At 65.3% G+C, this 21,349-nt stretch carries 20 protein-coding genes; 16 read left to right on the top strand and 4 right to left on the bottom strand.

The genetic code is table 11. The features are described 5' to 3' along the window. Positions 1–321 precede the first annotated feature (321 nt). The 7 genes from I6F12_RS00355 (at position 322) to I6F12_RS37435 (ending at position 5,800) form a co-directional block, all read left to right on the top strand. Complete coding sequence (locus tag I6F12_RS00355; RefSeq protein WP_225155242.1) at positions 322–1,146, top strand: BTAD domain-containing putative transcriptional regulator; 825 nt, start codon at positions 322–324, stop codon at positions 1,144–1,146. A gap of 97 nt (positions 1,147–1,243) precedes the next feature. Next, positions 1,244–2,392, top strand: coding sequence for a hypothetical protein (locus I6F12_RS00360; RefSeq protein WP_225126204.1), 1,149 nt, complete (start codon positions 1,244–1,246; stop codon positions 2,390–2,392). 61 nt (positions 2,393–2,453) lie between these two features. Then, a complete protein-coding gene (locus I6F12_RS00365) occupies positions 2,454–2,684 on the top strand; it encodes a hypothetical protein (RefSeq protein WP_036006916.1) in 231 nt (76 codons plus the stop codon). 47 nt (positions 2,685–2,731) lie between these two features. Continuing rightward, a complete protein-coding gene (locus tag I6F12_RS00370; RefSeq protein ID WP_225155243.1) occupies positions 2,732–4,756 on the top strand; it encodes a S8 family serine peptidase in 2,025 nt (674 codons plus the stop codon). Between the two features lie 292 nt (positions 4,757–5,048). Continuing rightward, positions 5,049–5,210: a DUF2934 domain-containing protein gene (locus I6F12_RS00375; RefSeq protein ID WP_074447557.1), complete on the top strand. Its 162-nt coding sequence runs from the start codon at positions 5,049–5,051 to the stop codon at positions 5,208–5,210. Next, positions 5,207–5,392, top strand: coding sequence for a hypothetical protein (locus I6F12_RS00380; RefSeq protein WP_074447556.1), 186 nt, complete (start codon positions 5,207–5,209; stop codon positions 5,390–5,392). Before I6F12_RS00375 ends, I6F12_RS00380 begins: the two co-directional genes overlap by 4 nt. Before the next feature lie 129 nt (positions 5,393–5,521). Next, a complete protein-coding gene (locus I6F12_RS37435; RefSeq protein ID WP_036006918.1) occupies positions 5,522–5,800 on the top strand; it encodes a DUF2934 domain-containing protein in 279 nt (92 codons plus the stop codon). Between the two features lie 285 nt (positions 5,801–6,085). Here I6F12_RS37435 and I6F12_RS00390 read toward each other — a convergent pair whose 3' ends face one another. After that, a complete protein-coding gene (locus I6F12_RS00390) occupies positions 6,086–7,873 on the bottom strand; it encodes a peptide ABC transporter substrate-binding protein (RefSeq protein ID WP_225155244.1) in 1,788 nt (595 codons plus the stop codon). A gap of 333 nt (positions 7,874–8,206) precedes the next feature. On the opposite strand from I6F12_RS00390, the gene I6F12_RS00395 reads away from it, so the two are divergent. The 8 genes from I6F12_RS00395 (at position 8,207) to I6F12_RS00430 (ending at position 16,087) form a co-directional block, all read left to right on the top strand. Next, complete coding sequence (locus I6F12_RS00395) at positions 8,207–8,989, top strand: MetQ/NlpA family ABC transporter substrate-binding protein (protein ID WP_036027487.1); 783 nt, start codon at positions 8,207–8,209, stop codon at positions 8,987–8,989. A gap of 160 nt (positions 8,990–9,149) precedes the next feature. Continuing rightward, positions 9,150–10,187, top strand: a complete 1,038-nt coding sequence (locus I6F12_RS00400) for a putative FMN-dependent luciferase-like monooxygenase (RefSeq protein WP_225155245.1) — start codon at positions 9,150–9,152, stop codon at positions 10,185–10,187. A 38-nt stretch (positions 10,188–10,225) separates the two neighbouring features. Then, positions 10,226–10,825, top strand: a complete 600-nt coding sequence (locus tag I6F12_RS00405) for a CMD domain protein (RefSeq protein WP_225155727.1) — start codon at positions 10,226–10,228, stop codon at positions 10,823–10,825. Between the two features lie 11 nt (positions 10,826–10,836). Beyond that, complete coding sequence (locus I6F12_RS00410) at positions 10,837–11,412, top strand: alkylhydroperoxidase domain protein (protein ID WP_225155246.1); 576 nt, start codon at positions 10,837–10,839, stop codon at positions 11,410–11,412. Between the two features lie 58 nt (positions 11,413–11,470). Continuing rightward, positions 11,471–12,628 carry an ABC transporter substrate-binding protein gene (locus I6F12_RS00415; RefSeq protein ID WP_225155247.1) on the top strand — a complete coding sequence of 386 codons (1,158 nt, stop codon included), beginning with the start codon at positions 11,471–11,473 and terminating at the stop codon, positions 12,626–12,628. A gap of 53 nt (positions 12,629–12,681) precedes the next feature. Next, positions 12,682–14,505 (top strand): ABC transporter permease, encoded by a 1,824-nt coding sequence (locus I6F12_RS00420; protein WP_225155248.1) that lies wholly within the window; start codon positions 12,682–12,684, stop codon positions 14,503–14,505. Further along, positions 14,505–15,353 carry an ABC transporter ATP-binding protein gene (locus I6F12_RS00425; RefSeq protein ID WP_225155249.1) on the top strand — a complete coding sequence of 283 codons (849 nt, stop codon included), beginning with the start codon at positions 14,505–14,507 and terminating at the stop codon, positions 15,351–15,353. The genes I6F12_RS00420 and I6F12_RS00425 overlap by 1 nt, the downstream gene beginning before the upstream one ends. Further along, positions 15,350–16,087: an ABC transporter ATP-binding protein gene (locus I6F12_RS00430; RefSeq protein ID WP_036006942.1), complete on the top strand. Its 738-nt coding sequence runs from the start codon at positions 15,350–15,352 to the stop codon at positions 16,085–16,087. The genes I6F12_RS00425 and I6F12_RS00430 overlap by 4 nt, the downstream gene beginning before the upstream one ends. 3 nt (positions 16,088–16,090) lie before the next feature. On the opposite strand, the gene I6F12_RS00435 is transcribed toward I6F12_RS00430, so the two are convergent. After that, complete coding sequence (locus I6F12_RS00435) at positions 16,091–17,605, bottom strand: ATP-binding protein (protein WP_225126177.1); 1,515 nt, start codon at positions 17,603–17,605, stop codon at positions 16,091–16,093. A 242-nt stretch (positions 17,606–17,847) separates the two neighbouring features. On the opposite strand from I6F12_RS00435, the gene I6F12_RS00440 reads away from it, so the two are divergent. After that, positions 17,848–18,432 carry a LysE family transporter gene (locus I6F12_RS00440; protein ID WP_128263913.1) on the top strand — a complete coding sequence of 195 codons (585 nt, stop codon included), beginning with the start codon at positions 17,848–17,850 and terminating at the stop codon, positions 18,430–18,432. A 22-nt stretch (positions 18,433–18,454) separates the two neighbouring features. On the opposite strand, the gene I6F12_RS00445 is transcribed toward I6F12_RS00440, so the two are convergent. After that, on the bottom strand, positions 18,455–19,519 hold the full coding sequence (locus I6F12_RS00445) for a 2-dehydropantoate 2-reductase (protein ID WP_225155250.1): 1,065 nt from the start codon (positions 19,517–19,519) through the stop codon (positions 18,455–18,457). 1,021 nt (positions 19,520–20,540) lie between these two features. Continuing rightward, positions 20,541–21,176 carry a MarR family transcriptional regulator gene (locus tag I6F12_RS00450; protein WP_057030112.1) on the bottom strand — a complete coding sequence of 212 codons (636 nt, stop codon included), beginning with the start codon at positions 21,174–21,176 and terminating at the stop codon, positions 20,541–20,543. Between the last annotated feature and the right edge of the window lie 173 nt (positions 21,177–21,349).

The following is a 21,349-nucleotide window of genomic DNA, read 5'->3' on the forward strand; positions in this document are numbered from 1 at the left end:
CATGCGACAGCTTGCGGCGCCCGGCGTCCGCACGAAAAATGCATCAAATGCGAGCAATTGTGGCGCCTGCAATTTGCATGCTGACTATGGGCTACCTCACACATCTGAAATTTCCGCTCTCACAAATTGCTGACGCGGAGCCAAGGCGAGTTCCATTGCTTTGTCTAACCTAGATTGTATGGTGCCCGTAAGAGCATCCGGTCTGATCGACGATGTGCGGCCAATCGGCGCTGTCCGTGTCCTAGTGATCATGATCATAAGAAGAATGTTCGCCCCCGGATAGAATGAGGGACAGAAGACAATGACCGAAGGAAAAGGACAATGTCGCTGCTCCAGATCAATCTCTTCGGCGGTGTCGAGGTCGTGTGTGCGACCGGCGAGTCGGTGTTGATCCCCAGTCGCAAGGCTGCAACTCTCCTGGGCTACGTGGCGCTCAGTTCTCCTCGCGCCATTTCGCGCGGCAAGCTCGCGACGCTGTTGTGGGACCGTCATTTCGGCGATCGCGCGCGCGCCAGTCTTCGACAAGCCCTGCTCACGTTGCGGCGTGAGCTGCCGCGATATTCGGATGTGATCCTGGCCGATCGCGATGATATACGCATCTGTCCGAACAGCATCAGCACCGATGTCGGGGAATTCGAGCGGCTTTTGACGGGAGGGGATCCCGAACGTCTGGCCCGCGCGGCGGTGCTTTATCGCGGCGACCTTCTCGAGGGCATCGGCTCGACTTCATGCCAATTCGAGGCCTGGCTGTCTGCCGAGCGCCAGCGACTGCGGACCCAGGCGATGCGGGCGCTTGCGGGCCTGCTCGACTCCGGCGGGCGCGAACACATGGATATCGCGATCGCACTCGCGCTACGGATCCTCGCAATCGACCCGTTGCAGGAAGAGATTCATCGCATCTTGATGCGCTGTTACGCGCAGCAAGGCCGCCGGACCGATGCGCTCCGTCAGTACGATCTCTGCCGCTCCGTACTGTGGCGCGAGGTTCGCGCAGCGCCGGAGCGAGAGACGGAACGGCTGCAGCTCGAAATCCGGCACACGTTCCGAGCCGCTGTGAGATCTACTTCACTCAAATTGCCTCGTGATAAGAATTCTGACGCAACTTTCACGCTCGACGTGACGCCTGCATCACGATCCCTGTCGTAGCCTTCAGCCGCTCGCACAATCGTGCGCAGTGATCCCGCCTCCCTGTGGGGAGCGCGTGTCGCTCACGGCTCAAGCACTTCATCAGGAGATTTTGAACATGACTGGATTTCAGCAACAGACTGAGGACTACGGCCAATTGGACCCGCAGGGGATCTTCGGCTCGATCCTCGGCGGCGCGGCCGGACGCGTTATCGGCAACCTGCTCGGCGGCAAGAAGGGGAAGCAGATCGGCGGCGCGATCGGCAACATCGGTGGTGGCTTCCTGCCGTTCTCGGCCGGTCCGGACATGCAAGGTACCGTGCAGGTCTCCGACATGGAGTTGCAGGGCTTCTGGAGCGTGCTGAAGAAGATCGGCCAGGGCGTGCAGACCGGCGTGAATGTCGGCAAGCAGCTCGGCGTGTTCAGCGCCCAGCCTGGCCTGGAGCCCGCGGCGGCGCAGGTTTCCGACATGGAGCTGCAGAGCTTCTGGAGCGTGCTGAAGAAGATCGGTCAGGGCGTGCAGACCGGCGTGAATGTCGGCAAGCAGCTTGGCGTGTTCAGCGCCCAGCCCGGCTTGGAGCCCGCCGCGGCGCAGGTTTCCGACATCGAGCTGCAGAGCTTCTGGAGCGTGCTGAAGAAGATCGGCCAGGGTGCCCAGACCGGCCTCGATATCGGTCGCCAGCTCGGCGTGTTCAGTGCCGGCCCCGGCGGTCAGCCTGCCGCGGCGCAAGTCTCCGACATGGAGCTGCAGAGCTTCTGGAGCGTGCTGAAGAAGATCGGCCAGGGCGTGCAGACCGGCTTGGACGTCGGCAAGCAGCTCGGCGTGTTCAGCGCCCAGCCCGGCCTGCAGCCCGCGGCGGCGGAGGTCTCCGACATGGAGCTGCAGGGCTTCTGGAGCGTGCTGAAGAAGATCGGGCAGGGCGTGCAGACCGGCTTGGATGTGGGCAAGCAGCTCGGCGTGTTCAGCGCCCAGCCCGGCCTGCAACCCGCGGCGGCGCAAGTCTCCGACATGGAGCTGCAGAGCTTCTGGAGCGTGCTGAAGAAGATCGGCCAGGGCGTGCAGACCGGCTTGGATGTGGGCAAGCAGCTCGGCGTGTTCAGCGCCCAGCCCGGCCTGCAGCCCGCGGCGGCGCAGGTCTCCGACATCGAGCTGCAGGGCTTCTGGAGCGTGCTGAAGAAGATCGGCCAGGGCGCCCAGACCGGCCTCGATATCGGCCGTCAGCTCGGAGTCTTCAACGCCGGCCAGCCCGCTGGCACGATGCACTAGACCCAACGCGTGGGGGCGGGCGCAAGCCCGCCCTCTGCGCTTAGACGTGAATGGAAACCAGATGGCCGATTCAACCGCGTCGCAGCAATTCATCGTGCAGGGAGGCCCGGTCCAATCCGGTGAGCTCAACGAACACTTGCAGCGTGAACCCGGCGTGAAGCGAGTCGCGCAAGTCGCACCCGATGTCGTCATCCTGTCGATGACGACGACACAGGCCGATCGCCTGAAATCGACGTTTGCCACGCTGGTGGTCGAACCGGATTCAGCGCTGAAGCCATTCGATGCCGACTGACGTCGGTGGGCAAACATTGGACACGCAAAACATCAAGGAGGCCGCAGATGGCCACGAAAGGCAAATCAGGAACTTCCACGCAGGGCGAGCACGACGCGACCGAAGCCGCGATGAACGGCAATGGGTCCGTTCCGGACCAGGGCACCGCTCCATCATCGTCACGGGGGCAGGAGCCCGCAACGATCGCAGCGCGCCCGGCGCAATTCATGATCGCGCCGCAGCAGCAGCCCGGGCTTGCGACCTTCAGCGTCGATTTCCTGACTCAGCAGCTCAGCAACAGTCCCGACATCGAAGTGGTGAAAACGGTCTCTCCGCCGCGCCTGTTCGGATTTCAGAGCGCAGAGCTCGGACAAGTGCCGCTCAGCCCGCTGGTCCTCGCCAAGATGACTCCTGACAAGGCCAAGTTGCTGCAGACCCAGGCGGGACAGCGTTGCGCGGTGGAGCGCGACGAGCGGCTGAGCTACATGCTCGATCCGACCACGCCGCAGCTGCCCAATCCGGGGGTGCTGACACCGCTGGCCGACGGCTTCACGACCACGATCGAAGTGCTGGGCCAGGATGGTCCGCTGCCTGAAGCCGAGGTTTATGTGTTCGGCAGCATGTGGCCGGCCCAAGGCATCACCGACGCCACCGGCCGCGCCACAGTGACCCTGCAAGGCGAAAGACCCGAGACCATCCGCTCGATCCTGGTCAAACCGAAGATCGACTACTGGACCTTCTGGCTCGATCGTCCGCAGCTCGTTCCTAACAGCGTCAACCGGATCGTTGCCAGGGCGCTCGGCGCGGTGTTGCGGAATTTCCCCGGCCAGCAATTGATAGGATGGGGTGAGCGCGCGATGGGCCTTGATCGTCTGCCTCCGTCCTTCGATGGCGCCGGCATGAAGATCGCAGTCATCGATTCCGGCCTGGCGCCGACCCATCGCAATCTGCACGGCATCACGGCAGGCACCAGTATCGTCGGGACCGACAAGGCGGCCTGGACCGTCGATACGATCGGCCACGGATCGCATTGCGCTGGAATCATCGCTGGCGGACCCGTCGGCGCCGGTGGCGGCATCCGCGGCTTCGCTCCCGCGGCGGAAATCCACGTCTGCCGCATCTTCCCCGGCGGCCGGTTCAGCGATCTCGTCTCCGCGCTCGATTACTGCATGGAGCATGGCATCGATGTTGCCAATATGAGCCTGGGCGGCGGCGAGCCTTCGCGCATTATCGAGGAACGCATCATCCGGGCCAAGCAAATGGGTATGGCCTGCATCATCGCCGCGGGCAATTCCTCGGGGCCGGTGCAGTTTCCCGCGTCGACGCCGCATTGCCTGGCGGTTGCCGCGATCGGCAAGTGGGGCGAATTCCCCAACGACAGCTATCACTCGCAGCAGGCCCTCGACGGCTTCCAGAGCCGCGACGGATATTTTCCGGCAAAGTTCTCCTGCTTCGGTCCGGAGGTCGACGTCTGCGCGCCTGGTGTGGCGATCGTCTCGTCGCTTCCCGCCGATGGCTTCGGAGCATGGGACGGCACCTCGATGGCGACTCCCCATGTCACGGGCCTGGCCGCGCTGGTGCTGGCGCATCATCCAGACTTCACCAAAGGCAACTTTCAGAATCGCGACGCACGCCGTGTCGAGCGGCTGTTCCAAATTCTGAAGGAAACCGCGACGCCGCTGCAGTTTGGCGACCCAAATCGGACCGGCGCGGGATTGCCGAACGTGATGCGGGCACTCGGCCTGGAAACCGGCGTCGCCCCGGTGATCGCCGCCGCTACCGCAACCGATCCAGCGCTGGCAACGTTGCGGCGTCTGCTTGGATTGCAGTCGGTCGAAGCGCCGAGCATGGTTCCCGTGGGGTCGCCGCCGCCGTCCGCCGATCACGTGCACGGCAGTGCGATCCACGTGGCGCGCGGTCCGGCACAAACGGCGGCCGCAATGAATCTGCAGTCCGTCGATCCGATCAAGAACGGATCGAGCTCCGTCGCTCACGGTCCCGCACAGACCGCAGGCGCGGCAGTCGCGCCCATGATGGTGGATCCGAATCCGGCGCAGATCCGGGAAATCATGCACAGGGTGGGATTGCTCTAACGCGCGTCCTTGGCATCTCAGAAAGGGGCACAGCAGCAGCTGTGCCCCGAGTGCCGACTGCCTTGAGGCAATTGCTGCGGCCGCTCGCCTTGGGAACATGGTGGATTGTTTGCCGCTTCCTGGATTTTCCTTCGCGGCGTCGTGCCGCACAGGCGCAGCTTGGAACTCTCGCGCCCGATCGAAACTTGACTCCGCGGGTCAGCATCGCCGCCGATCGCTGGCCTGCACGGCCCCGCCTCCAAGCCCCCCATACCCCCCTGGGTGGGGCCGTGCTTCCAAGCAGGAGGTGCAATTGTCCGAGCCGACCGAGCAAGAGATCAGAGAACGCGCGCACCAATTGTGGGAGCAGGCGGGCAAGCCCGAAGGGCGCGAGGAGGAATTTTGGCACGCGGCGGAGCAGGAGCTGCGCAACGAGGACAGGTCGAGCACGCTGCGGACGCCGGATACGCTGTGACCGACAAGACCTGCCCATTCTGCCAGGGTCTTGGATGGGTCTGCGAAAACCATCCGCTCCGGGTCTGGAGCGAGAAGCTCGGCGGCTGCCGCTGTGGCGAGGGCATGCCCTGCTCCTGCAACACGACTGAGGACCCTGAAATCAGGGTGGTGATCGTCGAAGCCGACACGACGTGGCACTAGCGGCGCCCAACCGATGCCTGCTCGGCTGGTCACTTCCGAAACGCTGCACCTCAGGGAACGGACCATCCCGGAAAGGAATTTACTGTCCGCACGGCTCCGACAACAATTCTTTCCGCGGCAGTTTCGGTGGTGGACGAGCAGAAGAAGCTAGAGCACCAGATCGAACTCGCAACGCGAGCGGCCTCGCTCGTCAGGGATGAAACCACCGGACAACGCTTCAGGAGCTTCGCGGAGGAACTGAAACGAAAGCTGCTTCGCATAATGCGCCGTGGCAAGGTGCGCACACGCGCCTATGAGCTCTGGGAGCAGGCGGGACGGCCGAGCAATCGCGAGTTGGAGTTCTGGCTGGAAGCCGAACGTCAGATCGAAGATGAACGCGAGGAGCGAAAGAGCTCGGGCGCTTCATAGCGCCGGGCGGTATCTCCGTCCTCTGCGCGCGGACCGCAGGTGCCGGTCGCCCGAGCAAGAAAAAAGCCGCCGGGTTCTTCACCCTGGCGGCGTCGCAAAGTCCGTAGCTGTTGAACGTCTCCCCAGCCTCGTGCGTACCGCCGTTACCTTGTTTGCGGCCATGCCCGATCCTTGTAGGCGATGGTGCGCGATTCCGCTGTGATCTGGAGCACACAGTGGACGGGATTCGGCATCGCGATCTGAATCCCGCGCTGCGCTGCAACCATCAGCGCGCTCACGAGCCCCTCAGGTCCGGTACCACGCCGCCAGGTTCCACGTGATGGTGTCCCAGCCGGAGATGTCGATCATCAAATTGTTGGCGCCGGCGTTGACGACGTGGCGCGAGAGCAGGGGCAGGAATACGTTGGCCTCGCAGAAGATCTCGTCGACCTTCATCAGCAGCGCGGCGCGCTTGACCGGATCGAGCTCGTTCTGCGCGGCCTTGTAGGCCTTGTCGGCTTCGGGATCGGAATAGCGCGAATTGTTGCGGCCGAGCCATTTGTTGTCCTTGGTGGCGATCTCCCAGGACACGCACTGGTTCAAGAGGCGCTCCGGATCAGGCTGCGGCTGCGTCGTGTTGTACATCTCCATGTCGGCATAGAACTTCGAGTAGGTGTCGGGATTGCCGACGTCGGAGGAGAAGAACACGGAGGCGGTGACCGCCTTGATCTCGATGTCGATGCCGGCCTTCTGGCACGCCTGCTTGATGATGGCCTGCGTCTTCTGGCGCGGCGCGTTGGTCGAGGTCTGGAATACGTATTTGAGCTTCTTGCCGTCCTTCTCCCGGATGCCGTCCGCGCCCTTGGTCCAGCCGGCCTCGTCGAGGATCTTGTTGGCCTTGTCGATGTCGAACTCGTATTTCAGCTTGGGCGACTTGAACTGCTTGGGCGCGTTGACGAAGCTCGCGGTGGCGATGGCGCCGCGTCCGTAGATGAACTTCTGGATCGAATCGCGGTCGATCAGGAAGTTGATCGCGCGGCGAACGGCGGGATCGGACAGCGTCGGATGCTTGGTCTTGACGCTCGAGCGCTCGCCGTCGACCTCGGTCCAGGGATCCGTCGTGTTGAGGATGATGAACTCGACATTGCCTGAAGGCGTGATCTCGAGCTTGCCCTTGCCGCCGGCCTCCATGCGCTTGAGGACCTCCTCCTCCACCTGCATGTTCCAGGCGAAGTCGTACTCGCCGGTCTGCAGCACGGCGCGCGCCGCGGACACCGCGTCGCCGCCGCCCTTGATCTCGACCATGTCGAAATGCGGCTGGTTCTTGATGTGATAGTCGGGATTGCGCTCGGCGCGGATCATGTCGCCCGGCTTGAACTCGACGAATTTGTACGGGCCGGTGCCGACCGGCTTCAGATTGCCCGGCGCTTCGCGCGACTTGGCCCCGACATACTCGCCGAAATGATGCTTCGGCAGGATCATCCCGACCGAGCCGACGAACGGATCCGCCCAGAACGGCGTCGGCGCCCGGAAGATCACCTTGACAGCGTGGTCGTCGATCTTCTCGACCTTGATGTCCTTGTAGGAGCCCGTGGTGTAGGCCGCGGTGGCGAGATCCGCGGCGTATTGCCAGGTGAAGACGACGTCGTCGGCGGTGAAGGGCTTGCCGTCATGCCAGGTCACGCCCCGCTTCAGCTTCCAGATCACGCTCATGCCGTCGGCCGCAAGGCCGCCGTTCGCCTTGGTCGGCGCCTCGGCGGCGAGGCAGGGGATGAGGTTGCCCTCCTTGTCCCAGCCGGCGAGCGGCTCGAAGAAGATGCGCGAGGCGATCTGGTCCTTGGTGCCGAGCGCGAAATGCGGATTGAGCAGGGTGGGCGCCTGCCAGAGCAGCATCTTGAGCGTGCCGCCGCCGCCGGCCTTGGCCGGCTTGTACGGCAGCGTGGCGTTAGCCATCGCGACGTCGTGCCAGACCAGGATCTGGCTCGCGATCGGCGCCGCGATTCCGACCGCGGCCATTGTCCTGATGAATGAGCGCCGCGACAGCGTGCCTTGCTTCACCTCTGCGACCAGATTGCGGATTTCGTTCTCGTTCATTGGATGATCCCCACTTCGTCGCCACCGGCTCAGTGCGCGCTAACTCAGCACGTCGGGCGTGGTGGAGTCAAAGAGAAGGACGCCGGCCCGGCTGCGGATGGAACGAAAGTGCAATCCGGGATTCTTGCCACGAGCGGCAGCAGCCCTGCTTGCGCGGCGCTTCATCCGGGTTACGCGCGCGCACTTTGTCGCACTCTGCATTCGTTTTCCGTTTGCGGCCGAATGGAGAAAGGCTGGCTCCGAGCCGCGGACAATATGGATTTCCATTTCATTGATTTCGCACCGCAGAAAAGGGAATACGGGTCCGTTGCCGCAAGACCCAAGGAGACCAAGATGCCGTTTCGCCTTCCCCTGATTCTCTCTGCCGTGCTGGCCGCATGGTCCGCCGCAGCCGCGGCCGAGACCATCAAGATCGGCGTGACGCCGGGGCCGCATGCGCAGATCCTCGAAGCGGTGAAGCCGATCGCCGCCAAGCAGGGCCTCGACATCCAGCTCCTGGAGTTCTCCGATTACGTGGTGCCGAACGCCGCGCTCGATGCCGGCGAGATCCAGGCCAATTCGTTTCAGAACCAGCCTTACCTGGACAACCAGAAGGCCGACCGCGGCTACAAGATCGAATCCGTCGGCCTGACCGTGAACTTCCCGATCGGCGTCTATTCGAAGAAGCACAAGGCCTTCGGCGATATCCCCGCGGGCGGCAAGGTCTCGATCCCGAACGATCCGACCAATGGCGGCCGCGTGCTGCTGCTGCTGCGCGACAAGGGCGTGATCAAGCTGAAGGACGGCACCGGCTTCAAGCCGACCGTGCTCGACATCACCGACAATCCCAAGAAGCTGAAGTTCATCGAGGTCGACGCGGCGCAGGCACCGCGCGCGCTCGACGACGTCGACGCCGCCGCGATCAACACCAATTACGCAACCCAGGCGGGCCTCGATCCGGTCAAGGATCCGATCCTGCGCGAGGACCCGAAGGGGCCCTATGTCAACCTGATCGCGGTGCGCAGCGCCGACAAGGACAAGCCTTGGGTCAAGATCCTCGTGGACAGCTACCACACGCCTGAGGTCAAGGAGTTCGTCCTGACCAAGTTCAAGGGCGCGGTGCTGCCGAGCTGGTAGGCAATCTGCCCGCCCAGAGTCCACATCAAGGCGATCCGGCGGGCAGCCTTGCGATCAGCCTTGCGCAGGAATCTTGCGTATGTGCCCTGCGTAATGCCCGCTTGTCGGGAACTGCGGCAACCGACATCATCGGGGCCCATCCTCGCCCGACAGGGATCGTATGAAACGCTTTGCCAATCTGAAACGTCTGGGCTTCTTCACGCGGCTGCTCGACGAGGCGCCGGCGGCGGACCGCTATCGCTTCGCCGCCGAGCAGATCGTGCGCGCCGAGAAGGCCGGGCTCGATTCCGCGTGGATCGCTCAGCATCATTTCCATGAGCGCGAGGGCGGCCTGCCGTCGCCCTTCACGTTCCTGGGTTATGCGGCCGCGCAGACCTCGCGCATCCGCCTCGGCACCGGCATCGTCACGCTGCCGCTGGAGAACGCAGTGCGGGTGGCGGAGGACGCCGCGGTGCTCGATCTCCTTTGCAACGGCCGCTTCGAGCTCGGCGTCGGCACCGGCGGCAATCCGTCGGCCTTCGCCGCTTTCGGCCTCGACAGCGCCCAGCGCAACGAGATCTTTGCCCGCAATTTGAACATCGTCCGCAAGGCCCTGACCGGCGAGCCGCTCAATGGCGGCGACACGCTCTATCCGCAGCGGCCGCAACTGGATAAGCGCATCTGGCAGGCGACGTTCTCCGTTGCCGGCGGCGCCCGCGCCGGCAAGGCCGGCGACGGCCTCCTGCTCTCGCGCACGCAGCCGCGGGCCAAGGACGCGCCGAACGCGACGCTCGCCGAGATCCAGAACCCGATCATCGACGCCTATCTCGCCGCGCTGCCGCCGGGCTGCGAGCCGCGCATCATGGCCTCGCGCAGCATCTTCGTCGCCGACGACCATCGCGAGGCGCTGCGGCTTGCCGATATCGGACTGCGCCGCGCGCTGCCGCAATTCATGAAGGGCGGACATCCCCCTCCGGGCGAGACGCTGGAGGAGATGATCACCGCGTTCGACACCCATGTCGGCGATGCCGACCACGTCATTGCCTCGCTCCGCACCGACGCCACGCTGGAACGGGTGACCGATCTCGTCTTCCAGGTGCATTCGGTCGATGCGCCGCATCCTGACGTCCTGCGCTCGATCGAGCTCGTCGCCGACAAGGTCGCCCCAGTGCTGGGCTGGACCCGGACGGCCGCCAAAGACATTGCCCTCGCAGGTTAGCCGGAATGAATAGAAATCGCGTTGCACGAGGCTGAATGATGGGTGCGCAAGACATCATCGACACGCTCGCCGGGATCGAGCCCGGCTCCACACTCGACGCCATCCGCGCGCGCCGCCTGCAGGCGCGCGAGAATGCGCAGAAGAGCTATCTCGCTTTGTTCGAGCCGGTAGACGCCGGCGATTTTTCGCTGGCCGAGCGCGCGGTGGTCGCGGCCTTCGTGACCGGGCTCCATGGCGAGTCCCCCGTCGCCGCCTTCTATCGCGACAAGCTTGCCGCGACTGCGGATGGCGCGCCTCTGCTCGATGCGATCAACGCCGAGATCGAGCGCGGCAAGACCTCCGGCCCATACGGCGCCTATCCGGCCGGTCCGTTGTCGATCGAGAACAAGGCCGGCTTGATCTATCGCGTCAGCGCGGAGCGCAAGCCTGTCCTCGGCGCCAGGCTGGTCGCAGCATTGGAGCACGCGCATCTGCTTCTCTTCCACCCGCGCGATGCCGCGTCCGCCGACATGAAGGCGCTACTGGCTGCCGGCTGGTCATCCACCGGCATCGTCACGTTGTCCCAGCTCGTTGCGTTCCTGTCGTTCCAGGTGCGCGTCGTCAGCGGCCTGCGCACGCTCGCCGCAGCGAACGCGTAGGAGGTCCAATCATGAGCACCGTCAATCCGTCCGTCGCCTTCACCCAGGACGAGCTCGGCTGGGTCTCGTGGATCGACCCTCTGCCCGAGGCCGAGCTGACCGAGCGGCACTACGCCGGCCTCGTCGACCGCGCCCGCGCCAAGTCGGAATATTTTCGTCTCTTGGTGCGCGATCCCGAAGTTTTGGAGGCCCGCACCAAGACCGACAAGGACATCTTCTACAACGTCGCCGACGGCCTGCCGCGCGCCGAGCGCGAGCTCGCCGCTGCCGCGACCTCGCGTTACAACGGCTGCATCTATTGCGCCTCCGTGCATGCGCGCTTCGCCAGCACCTATTCCAAGCGGCGCGACGACGTGCAGCGCCTGCTCGACCAGGGCGTTGGGGCCGATCTCGGCGATCGCTGGAATGCGGTGGTCAAGGCCTCGGTGGCGTTGGCCGCAACGCCGATCGCATTCGGGCCTGACAATATCGCCGAGCTGCGCCGCGCCGGTCTCGACGACGCCGAGATCGTCGACGTCATCAACGGCGCCGCGTTCTTCAACTGGGCGAACCGGCTGATGCTGTCGCTCGGCGAGCCCTCGAAATAGGCAATCTCACCGGCACGAGAATTGCTGCTGTATCAACATTGAATGGATGGAGCCGTGCATGAGCAACATCAATCGCCGTACCCTGGTCAAAGGCTCGCTCGCCGCCATGATGGCGGGCACGGCCTTCTCGCGCGCCGCATGGGCGCAATCCGCCGAACCGATCCTGCTCGGCGTCAGCGGCCCCCTCACGGGACCGAACGCGCAATATGGCGCGCAGTGGAAGCAGGGCTTTGATCTCGCGCTCGACGAGATTCACGCCGCCGGCGGCATCAACGGCCGCAAGCTCGCCTACCAGTTCGAGGACAGCCAGAGCGATCCGCGCCAGTCGGTCGCGATCGCCCAGAAATTCGTCTCCGATCCCCGCATCGTCATGGAGCTCGGCGATTTCTCCAGTCCCGCCTCGATGGCGGCCTCCCCGATCTATCAGCGCGGCGGCCTGGTGCAGTTCGGCTTCACCAATTCGCACCCCGACTTCACCAAGGGCGGTGACTTCATGTGGAGCACGTCCGTGAGCCAGGCCGACGAGCAGCCGCTGCTGGCGTCCTACGCCGTCAGGCGGCTCGGTCTGAAGAAGCTTGCGGTGCTGCACCTCAACACCGATTGGGGCCGCACCAGCCGCGATCATTTCGTCAAGGCGGCCAAGGAATACGGCGCCGAGGTCGCGATCACCGAGGGCTACATCGCGGAGGAACGCGACTTCCGCTCCACTCTGGTGCGCGTGCGCGACGCCAGCCCGGACGGCCTGATCCTGATCTCCTATTATTCCGACGGCGCGCTGATCGCGCGCCAGGCCCGCCAGGTCGGCCTGAAGCAGACGATCTGCGCGGCCAGCTCGGTGTATTCGCCGAAATTCATCGAGCTCGGGGGCGAGGCGGTCGAGGACGTCCATCTCGGCACGCGCTATTTCCCGCAAGATCCGCGGCCCGAGGTGAGGAAGTTCATCGACGGCTTCAAGGCCAAGTACAACGGGCAGGAGCCCGACGCCTTCAATGCATACTCCTATGACGCGATGAACATGGCCGCTGCCGTGGTGAAGATCGGCGGCACCGACCGCCGCGCCATCCGCGATGCCTTCGCCAAGGTGAAGGACGTCTCCAGCGTCATCTTCGGTCAGGCCACGTTCGACGTCGAGAGCCGCCGCGTCAAGGGCGCCATGAACGCCGAACTCGTCGTGCGCAAGGGCCAGTTCGCGCTCTGGGACGGCAAGCCGACCTGATGTGATGGCCGAAGCGATCGCTCCGGCCGCTTCTCCCTGATTAGGAATGCTGCGTGTCCTCCTGGCTCGACCACACCATCAACGGGCTGATCGTCGGCAATGTCTACGCGCTCGTTGCAGTCGGGCTCGCGCTGATCTTCGGCGTCAGCCGGCTGATCAACTTCGCGCAAGGCTCGATCTATCTGGTCGGCGCCTATATCGGCTGGATCGCGGTGGTGCAACTGCACACGCCGCTGCCTCTCACCATCATCGTGGTCGCCGTGGCCGCGGCGATCGTCGGTCTGATCATCGAGCGGTTCGGTCTACGGCCGCTGCAAAACTCGGTGCGCATCGCGCCGCTGCTCGCGACCATCGGCATCAGCTTCGTGCTCGATCAATTGGTGATGCTGATCTTCTCGCCCAATCCGCGCGCGCTGCCGAGCCAGTTGCCCGATGTCCGCTTCCAGGTCGGTGGCGGGACGATCGGGCCGCTTGATCTGCTCATTGCCGGCGTCGGCCTCACCAGTGCGCTGCTGCTGTTCGTGTTCCTGCGTTACACCAAGCTCGGCTGGGCCGTGCGTGCCACCGCGCAGGACCGCGACGCCGCCATGCAGATGGGCGTCGACGTCAACCGCGTCAATCAAGCGGTGTTCGGTATCGCGGCGGCGCTCGGCGGCGTCTCCGGCATGCTGGTCGGCATGTACTACAACCAGATCGACACGGCGATGAGCCTTCAGGCGACGCTCAAGGGCGTCGTCGCGGAAGTCGTCGGCGGCGCCGGCAACGTGCCGGGCGCGGTGATCGGCAGCCTGCTGCTGGGCCTCGTCGAGAGCTACGGCGTCGCCGTGCTCGGCACCAGCTACCGCAACTTGTTCGCGTTCCTGCTGCTCGTCGTCGTGCTCGTGCTGCGGCCGAACGGCCTGTTCGTCAGCGCACGGCAGGCGCCGCCCGAGCCGCTCACCGGCACGTTCATCGCGCCGAGCCACCCGGTGAATATTCCCCGCTGGGCGCTGTTGGTCGCGGTTGCCGGCTTTGCGATCCTGCCGCTGTTTCCGGTGTCCTTCTACGTGCTCCAGACCCTGATCAACGCCTGGCTGCTCGGCATGCTCGCGCTCAGCCTGACGCTGGTTGCGGGCACGATGGGGCAGGTCTCGCTCGGTCATGCCGCGCTGCTTGCGATCGGCGCCTACACCTCCGCATTGCTGTCGCTGACGCTGGCCGTTCCGGCCGGACTTGCCGTCATCGGCGGTGGCCTGATGAGCGCCGCGCTCGGCACGCTCCTGATCTCGCCGTCCTTCCGCCTGCGCGGGCATTACGTGTCGATCGCGACGCTCGCGATCGGCGAGATCGTGGCGCTGGTGATCCTGAACTGGGAGAGCGTGACGCGCGGCCCGATCGGCATCTCCGGCATTCCGCCGCTGGCTCTATTCGGCTATGACCTGATCAGTCCGACCTCGGTCTATTGGTTCAGCCTTGCGGTGATGGTCGTGCTGGCGCTGCTGCAGGGACGGCTGCTCACCTCGCATCTCGGCCGCAGCTTTCGCGCCATCCGCGACGACGACATCGCCGCGCGCGCCTATGGCCTCAGCCTGAACCGCTACAAGTCGATCGCCTTCATCTTCGGCGGCTTCGCCGCCGGCGTCAGCGGCGGCATCGCCGCGCATCTTTATTCCTACATCAACCACGAGACCTTCAACACGCAGCAATCCATCCTGGCGCTGACCGTCGTCATCCTCGGCGGCCTCGGCAACGTCGTCGGCGCGATCGTCGGGTCGGTGGCGCTGGTCGGCCTGCCCGAGGTGTTCCGGATCGCGGCCGAGTACCGCATCCTGATCTACGGCATCGTTCTCTTGCTGCTGGTGCGGTTCAGGCCGCAGGGCCTGTTGGGAACGGTCTGATGGAGAAGCAGCTTCACGCCATGCTGTCCCTGCGCGGCCTGACGCGCCGTTTCGGCGGCCTCACCGCCGTCGATACGATCGACCTCGATCTTGCCAAGGGCGAATTGATCAGCATCATCGGCCCGAACGGCGCCGGCAAGACGACGCTGTTCAATCTCGTCACCGGGCTGGATCGGCCCGATGCCGGCACCGTCAGCTTCGAAGGGCAGGATATCACCGGCCTGTCGCCGGAGCGGCTCGCGGCCGAAGGCATCGCGCGCACCTTCCAGCTCGGCCGCGTGTTCGGCAATCTCAGCGTCATGGACAATGTCCTGATCGGCGCGCACACGCGGCTGCGCGCGGTGAAGCCGGCCGTGCCGGTGATCGGCCCGCTGCTGGAATTGGGTCTGGCCTTGCTGCGTCCCTCGCGCGTCAGGGCCGAGGAGGAGCGGCTGCGCGAGGAGGTGAAGGCCATCCTCGCGCGTTTCGGCGAACGGCTGCTGCCGCGCATCGACCAGCCCGCCTATAGTCTGTCTTACGCCAACCGCCGCCGCGTCGAGATCGCGCGTGCGCTCGCGCTGAAGCCGCGGCTGCTGCTGCTCGACGAGCCCACCGCCGGCATGAACCCGACCGAGACCGCGGAGATGCAGGGGCTCGTCGCCGAATTGAAAGCCGAAGGGCTGACCATCCTGCTGATCGAGCACAAGCTGGAGATGGTGATGCGCCTGTCCGACCGCGTCATCGTCATGGACGAGGGCAAGAAGATCGCGGAAGGGCCGGGCGAGCAGGTGCGAACCGATCCCAAGGTGATCGAGGCCTATCTCGGCCACGGACTGTCAGGGACGACGGAGCAGGAGAGCGCGGCATGACGAGCGCACCCGAAGCACTGCTGGCTTTGTCTGATGTCAACACCTTCTACGGTCAGGCCCAGGTGCATTTCGACCTGTCGATCACGGTCGCGCGCGGCCACATCGTCTGCCTGCTCGGCGGCAACGCGAGCGGCAAGTCGACCACGATGAAGATCATCTTAGGGCTGGTGAAGCCGCGCTCGGGCGAGGTGACGTTCGACGGCGCTTCGCTGATCGGGCTCACCACGCCGCAGATCGTCCGCCGCGGTATCGCCTCGGTGCCGGAGGCGCGGCGGCTGTTCGCCGACATGAGCGTGCGCGAGAACATCCTGATGGGCGCCTTCGTGCGCAACGACCGCGACGCCATCGCGCAGGATCTCGACAGGATGCTGACGCTGTTCCCGAAGCTCGGCCAACGGCTGTCGCAGCGCGCCGGCTCGCTGTCCGGCGGCGAGCAGCAGATGGTGGCGATGGCGCGCGCGCTGATGAGCCGCCCGCGCATGATCGTGATGGACGAGCCGACCATGGGCCTGTCGCCGCTTTATGTCGATCGCGTGCTGGAGCTGATCCGCAGCATCAACCAGGCGGGCGTCTCGGTTTTCATGGTCGAGCAGAACGCCAGCCTCGCGCTCGAGATCGCGCACGAGGCCTATGTGCTGCAGACCGGCAAGATCGTGCTGTCTGGCCCCGCGCGCGCACTGAAGGACGACCCCCGCATCCGCGACGCCTATCTCGGCGGCTCCGAGGCGGCCTGACGCTCAAGCCGACGCCGCGCTTGCGACCTGCTCCGCCGGCTGATCATCGCCGTTGGGATCGCCCGGCGCGGTCGCCCAGGCGAGCTCCACCAGCGTCACGATCCGGCGGCCGCCGCCGTCGAGCTGGACGACGATCAGGCCCTGCTCCTCCATGTAGCCGAGCAGGCGCTGCGCGCGGCGCAGCGAGTGCGAGCCGTAGGCACGGGCGATCGCGGCATCGCCGGGGCAGGGCCAGCCTTCCTTCGCCGCGCGCGCGATCATCATGAACACGCCCTGCATGTCGTCGGGCAGGATCGAGGCGCGCAGCGCCACGTCCTGCCAGGCGTCGTCTTCGGTGAGATCCGTCCCGAGCCCGGCGCGCGCATGCGTCAGCATGCGACGGAATTCGTTGAGATCGGGCACCGCCGCCCCTAACCCCTCGATGCGGCAGCGAACCACGAACTCCTGATAGAGCACGCCGATGGCGCGGAAGCCGGCGTCGGGCTCGGCCATCACGGCACGCAGCGTGCGATCCACGCGATCGCGCCGCTCGGCGAGCTCTTCGGCACTGACGGGAGCCTCGACCACTTCGACCCGAATCTCCGGCACCGCGGCGGCCTTCGCCGCGCGAAGCTGCTCGAGCAGATCCGGAGCCGGCCGTCGCTGCGGCCGGCTGGCATCGGGCGGCGGTGCGGCGAGGATGACCGCGCGGGCATCTTCAAGCGTGGCTTCCGGCAGCGGCATCAGCCGCGGTGTCGAATTGCGCGGGCTGGTCTCGGTCGGGCCGATGTTGAGGCGCAGCGGCCGGCGCGACAACGCAGGTCCCAGCGCCATGAACTGACCGCGCTCGAGATCGCGGAAGGCTTCCGCCTGCCGCCGCTCCATGCCGAGCAGGTCGGCGGCGCGGGCCATGTCGATGTCGAGGAAGGTCCGCCCCATCAGGAAGTTCGAGGCTTCGGCCGCGACGTTCTTGGCGAGCTTGGCCAGGCGCTGGGTTGCGATGATGCCGGCAAGCCCGCGCTTGCGGCCGCGGCACATCAGATTGGTCATGGCGGCCAGCGAGAGCTTGCGTGCTTCGTCCGAGACTTCGCCCGCCACCGCCGGCGCAAACAACTGCGCTTCGTCGACGACGACGAGCATCGGGTACCAATGATCGCGGTCGACGTCGAACATCCCGCCAAGGAACGCAGCCGCGCGCCGCATCTGGTTCTCGGCATCCAGCCCTTCGAGATTGAGCACGGTGGAGACGCGATGCAGCCGTGCGCGCTCGCCCGCGACCTGGAGGCCGCGCTCGGTGTGATCCTCGGCCTCGATCACCAGATGGCCGAAGCGCTCGGCCAGCGTGACGAAGTCGCCCTCGGGATCGATGATGGCCTGCTGCACCCAGGGTGCGCTCTGTTCCAGCAGCCGCCGCAAGAGATGCGACTTGCCGGAGCCCGAATTGCCCTGCACCAGGAGACGGGTCGCCAGCAGTTCCTCGAGGTCCATGGCGGCCGCGGCGCCTGCCGTGGTCTGCCCCATCTCGATCGCAACCGTCATGTCCCCGACTCAAAGTCCCGTCATTCGCGGACAGCGGCTTATCAATCCAGCCGCGGCGCGTCGAGCGCTCCAGCGCGAATCAGGTGGTGTTGCCCACGCCAAAACCGGAAAGCATCCGCCGTCAGCGGCAGGAAACCGGTGCCGAAAGGCCTCGGCTCGGGGAAGATGGTGCAGACCGCCATCGCTCGGCCCGAAATGACGCAGATCAAGATCGACCGGCCCGAGACCTGCTATCCGGCCGTATGACCTTTCTGACCTTCTTCACGGCGACCTATTTCCTGCTGGCGGTGCCGGGGCCGACCAACACCCTGCTGGCGACATCGGGGGCCGGAGCGGGCATCTCGCGCTCCCTTCATCTGCTTGCGGCGGAACTGTGCGGCTATCTGTTGGCGATCGCGGTGCTGCGGCTGGCGCTCGGTCCAATCATCAGCGACATCCCGATTGCGGCGCTGCTGCTCCGCGTCGCCGTGACCATCTACATCCTGTGCCTCGCGGTCATGCTCTGGCGCGTCAACACGCGCGAGCTGCGCGACGGCGCTGCGGTGACGTTCGGCCAGGTGCTGCTGACGACGCTGCTCAACCCGAAAGCACTGGTCTTCGCGTTCCTGCTGCTGCCGCTTGGGGCCGGGCCGCTCGAACTGCTGCCGTGGCTCGGCGTGATCGCGCTGCAGATTCTCACCGCCGGCGCCGCGTGGATCATTCTCGGCGCAACGCTCGGCCGCGGCGCCCGTCGCCTCGGGCGCCCTGACCTCGTCACGCGCACCGGCGCGGTTACGCTGGTCGCCGTGACCGGCCTGATCTGGCTGCAATCCTTCCTGGTTGCCTGAGCGGACCTCAGTGGGAGCGGCGCTACTGCGCGCCGGAGCCGCCCTGCACGATCTTCTCGTTCAGCTTCTGGTCCACGGTGTCGACGGTGCGGTCGATCTCGGCGTTGGGCACGCCGAGCTGATGCGAGATCAGCTTCACCAGCAGGTCGACGCGTTCGATGAAGGGCGCACCGCTCGCGACCGCGCGCGCCGCCGATGACGGCTTGAGCAGGCTCTCCGCGGCCTTGGCGTACTTCGCGAACGGCACCTGGTCCTGCGGATTGGCGCCGAGGCGGCGGGCGATCGCATCGACATGGTCGTAGATCGTCTGCGAACGATTGAGATCGCCGTGCACGGCGTCGCGGATCGACTGCGGCTCGTTCGGCGTGATGCAGCGGTAATTGCCGGTCAGCAGCATCGACCATTTCGCCAGCGGCACGAACAGGGAATCGAACACTTTCAGCTTCACCGGCACGTCGTGGCCGTCGAGCGTCACCGCGTCGATGTCGGCCTCCAGCTCGCGCAGCAGCTTGTTGTGCTTCTCGTCGGCGAAGACCGACGCCTTGAAGTTGGTGGGCAGGCCGACATGCAGCACGTTGGCGGCCTCTTCCGGCGGCCGGAAGGCCTGCGGGTCGGGCGAGCACAGCGTCACCAGCCCGGGCTCAAACCGCTCCCACACCTGCGCATTGGTGTAGGCCTCCTCGAGATCCATGTCGGCGAGTGCCGGAATCCGCTTCAGATAGGGCAGGGGCGGCATGTTCATGATCGACAGGCACGGCAGCTTCGCCGCGGCAATCTTGACCATGAGGACGCGCACCGTGTGGTTGGTGTATTGCGGCTCCTGCATCGCGAGGCCGACCAGATCGTAGCGGGAGAGGTCGACATTGGCCGGCGTCACCGCGTCGAGCTTGCCAGGGAGGTTGCGGGAGAAGATCGCCCGGTGCACCGCCTCGTCGCGTAGCTTAATGCGCACCTCGGTACCGTCGCGGTTGATCAGCTCCGCGGTCTTGGCGCGGCAGACCAGGGTCACGTTGTGCCCGGCCATCAGCAGCTTCGTGCCCAGCAGGGAGCCGTAAGAAGCCCCAAGAATCAATATGTTGCGCGCCATGCTCCGTCCCCTGGAAATCTGTGTGATTTTTCCGGCCCCGGCCGTTCCGCGGGGCAGTTGAGGGCATGTAAAGCGAAGCGCAGGGGGATAGCAACTGGGATAATGCATACAAGGGTGCATCTTGGTCCCGCGGGTTCCAGGGCCAGCCTGGCGGCCTGTTTCGGTCTCGTGTCAACCCAGTGAAGCAAAGATATTCTTCTTTACCGAAATTCGGATTTGTCGTATGTGTCGGTCGTCCCGGCTCAATCTCGAGGGGCGATCATGAGGTCGTCATTGTCGCGAGCCGGGCTTGCGGTGGACGCGGCAGCGTCGGGCGCGAAAGGTGCGGGCAGGGAGGGTAGTCCCCGGTGAGCTCGCGGCCGCGCGCGGACGAACGGCGCTGCTAGGTTTCGTCTCGTCTGTAAGTTTCCGGCTCTGTCGACGGAGCTGGGAAAACTGCGGCGAAATGGCAGGCCGTGCGTACGGCAAAACCGTGTGGTCCTGGCCGTCGTTGCTACGGTCAAGCTCTCGCGAATGCGGCATTGGCGTCAACCGGCGCGGTGCCGGTGACTTTTGCGAGGGTGAGGGAGGCCAGAAGGAACTCGGCTCCCGGGAGAGCACGGCATAAGCCGTCCGACCATCGCGCAGGGAAGGCCGAGTGATTGGCACCACCTGTATGCTGCTGTGCGGTTTTCTGCGTGTGCGTTTTGCGCAGCAGACCGCGGGTGCGATGTCAGCACCCGGTCTTCCCTGCGCCCTCTTGCCGATGAGGGCGGCGAGACGAAGCAAAGCTCGGGCGAAATCAGTCGCGAGAATGAATATGCACGTCTGCGACCACACACTCGCTGTCATCGCCCGGCTTGACCGGGCGATCCAGTACTCCGAGACGACAGTTGTTCAATGCAGAGGCCGCGGCGTACTGGATTCCCCGCCTTCGCGGGGAATGACAGCCGTCACTCGGAGAGCGAGCTATCGCCTCATACTCCGTCATTGCTTCGCTTCGCTCGCAATGACGTTGATGGAGCGCCGCTTCTTGGCGGCCTCAGCCCTGGCTCGCCATGCGCTCGCGGTCGAGATGCTGCTCGATCTTGGGGCGGTCACGCGTGCGCTCGAAGCTGGTGCAGAGCAGCTCGGTCTCCTCGAGCGAGATCGGAGCACGATAGAGCCGGCACATGAATTCGGCGTTTCCACGCCCCTTGCCGGTGCCCGGCCCGCGCTCTGCGAGAAACATGCAGTCCCGGCAGATGCTCGCTTCGAGCCGCTGATGGGCAGCATCGAGGTGATTGAGGATCTCGCGGAGAGAGTCGCGCAGCCTGATGCACTCCTCGGTCCCGAGCGACGTCACCGCGTTGACCACGTGATTGATCGGGTCGTGCTGGCTCAGGCACTTCTCACCTTGGGACGTGACGTGCAGGACGACGGAACGCTTGTCCTCATGCGACGGCTTTCGCACCAGGAACGACTTGCTCTCCAGAGTCTTCACGATCTGCGACGCCGTCGCGCGTGTGGCGCCGATGAAGCCGGCCAGTGCGGACGGCGTGCGCGAAAACCTGTTGGCGCGCCCGAGAAAGCGCAGCGCCATCCATTCCCGATCGCGCAATCCATGCTGATTGCCTTCGAAATACCAAGCCCGCGCCGCCTGAACCAGCAGCTCGACGGCTTCCCGCGCCAATGGCATGAATCTACCTCGTCCCCGGAACTTCGTCTGCGGCGTCCCGAAGCCGCTTTGCGCCCTGAGTGTCAGACGAGCATGCCCTGTCGAACTCTCGCACAATGGCGCGGATCGCACCGCGCCCGACCTCGGCCGATGAGCGTCGCATCGTCCGCAGCGAGAAGCCGTATCGCTGATGG

Source organism: Bradyrhizobium sp. IC4059 (assembly GCF_020193615.1).
Taxonomy (GTDB): domain Bacteria; phylum Pseudomonadota; class Alphaproteobacteria; order Rhizobiales; family Xanthobacteraceae; genus Bradyrhizobium; species Bradyrhizobium yuanmingense.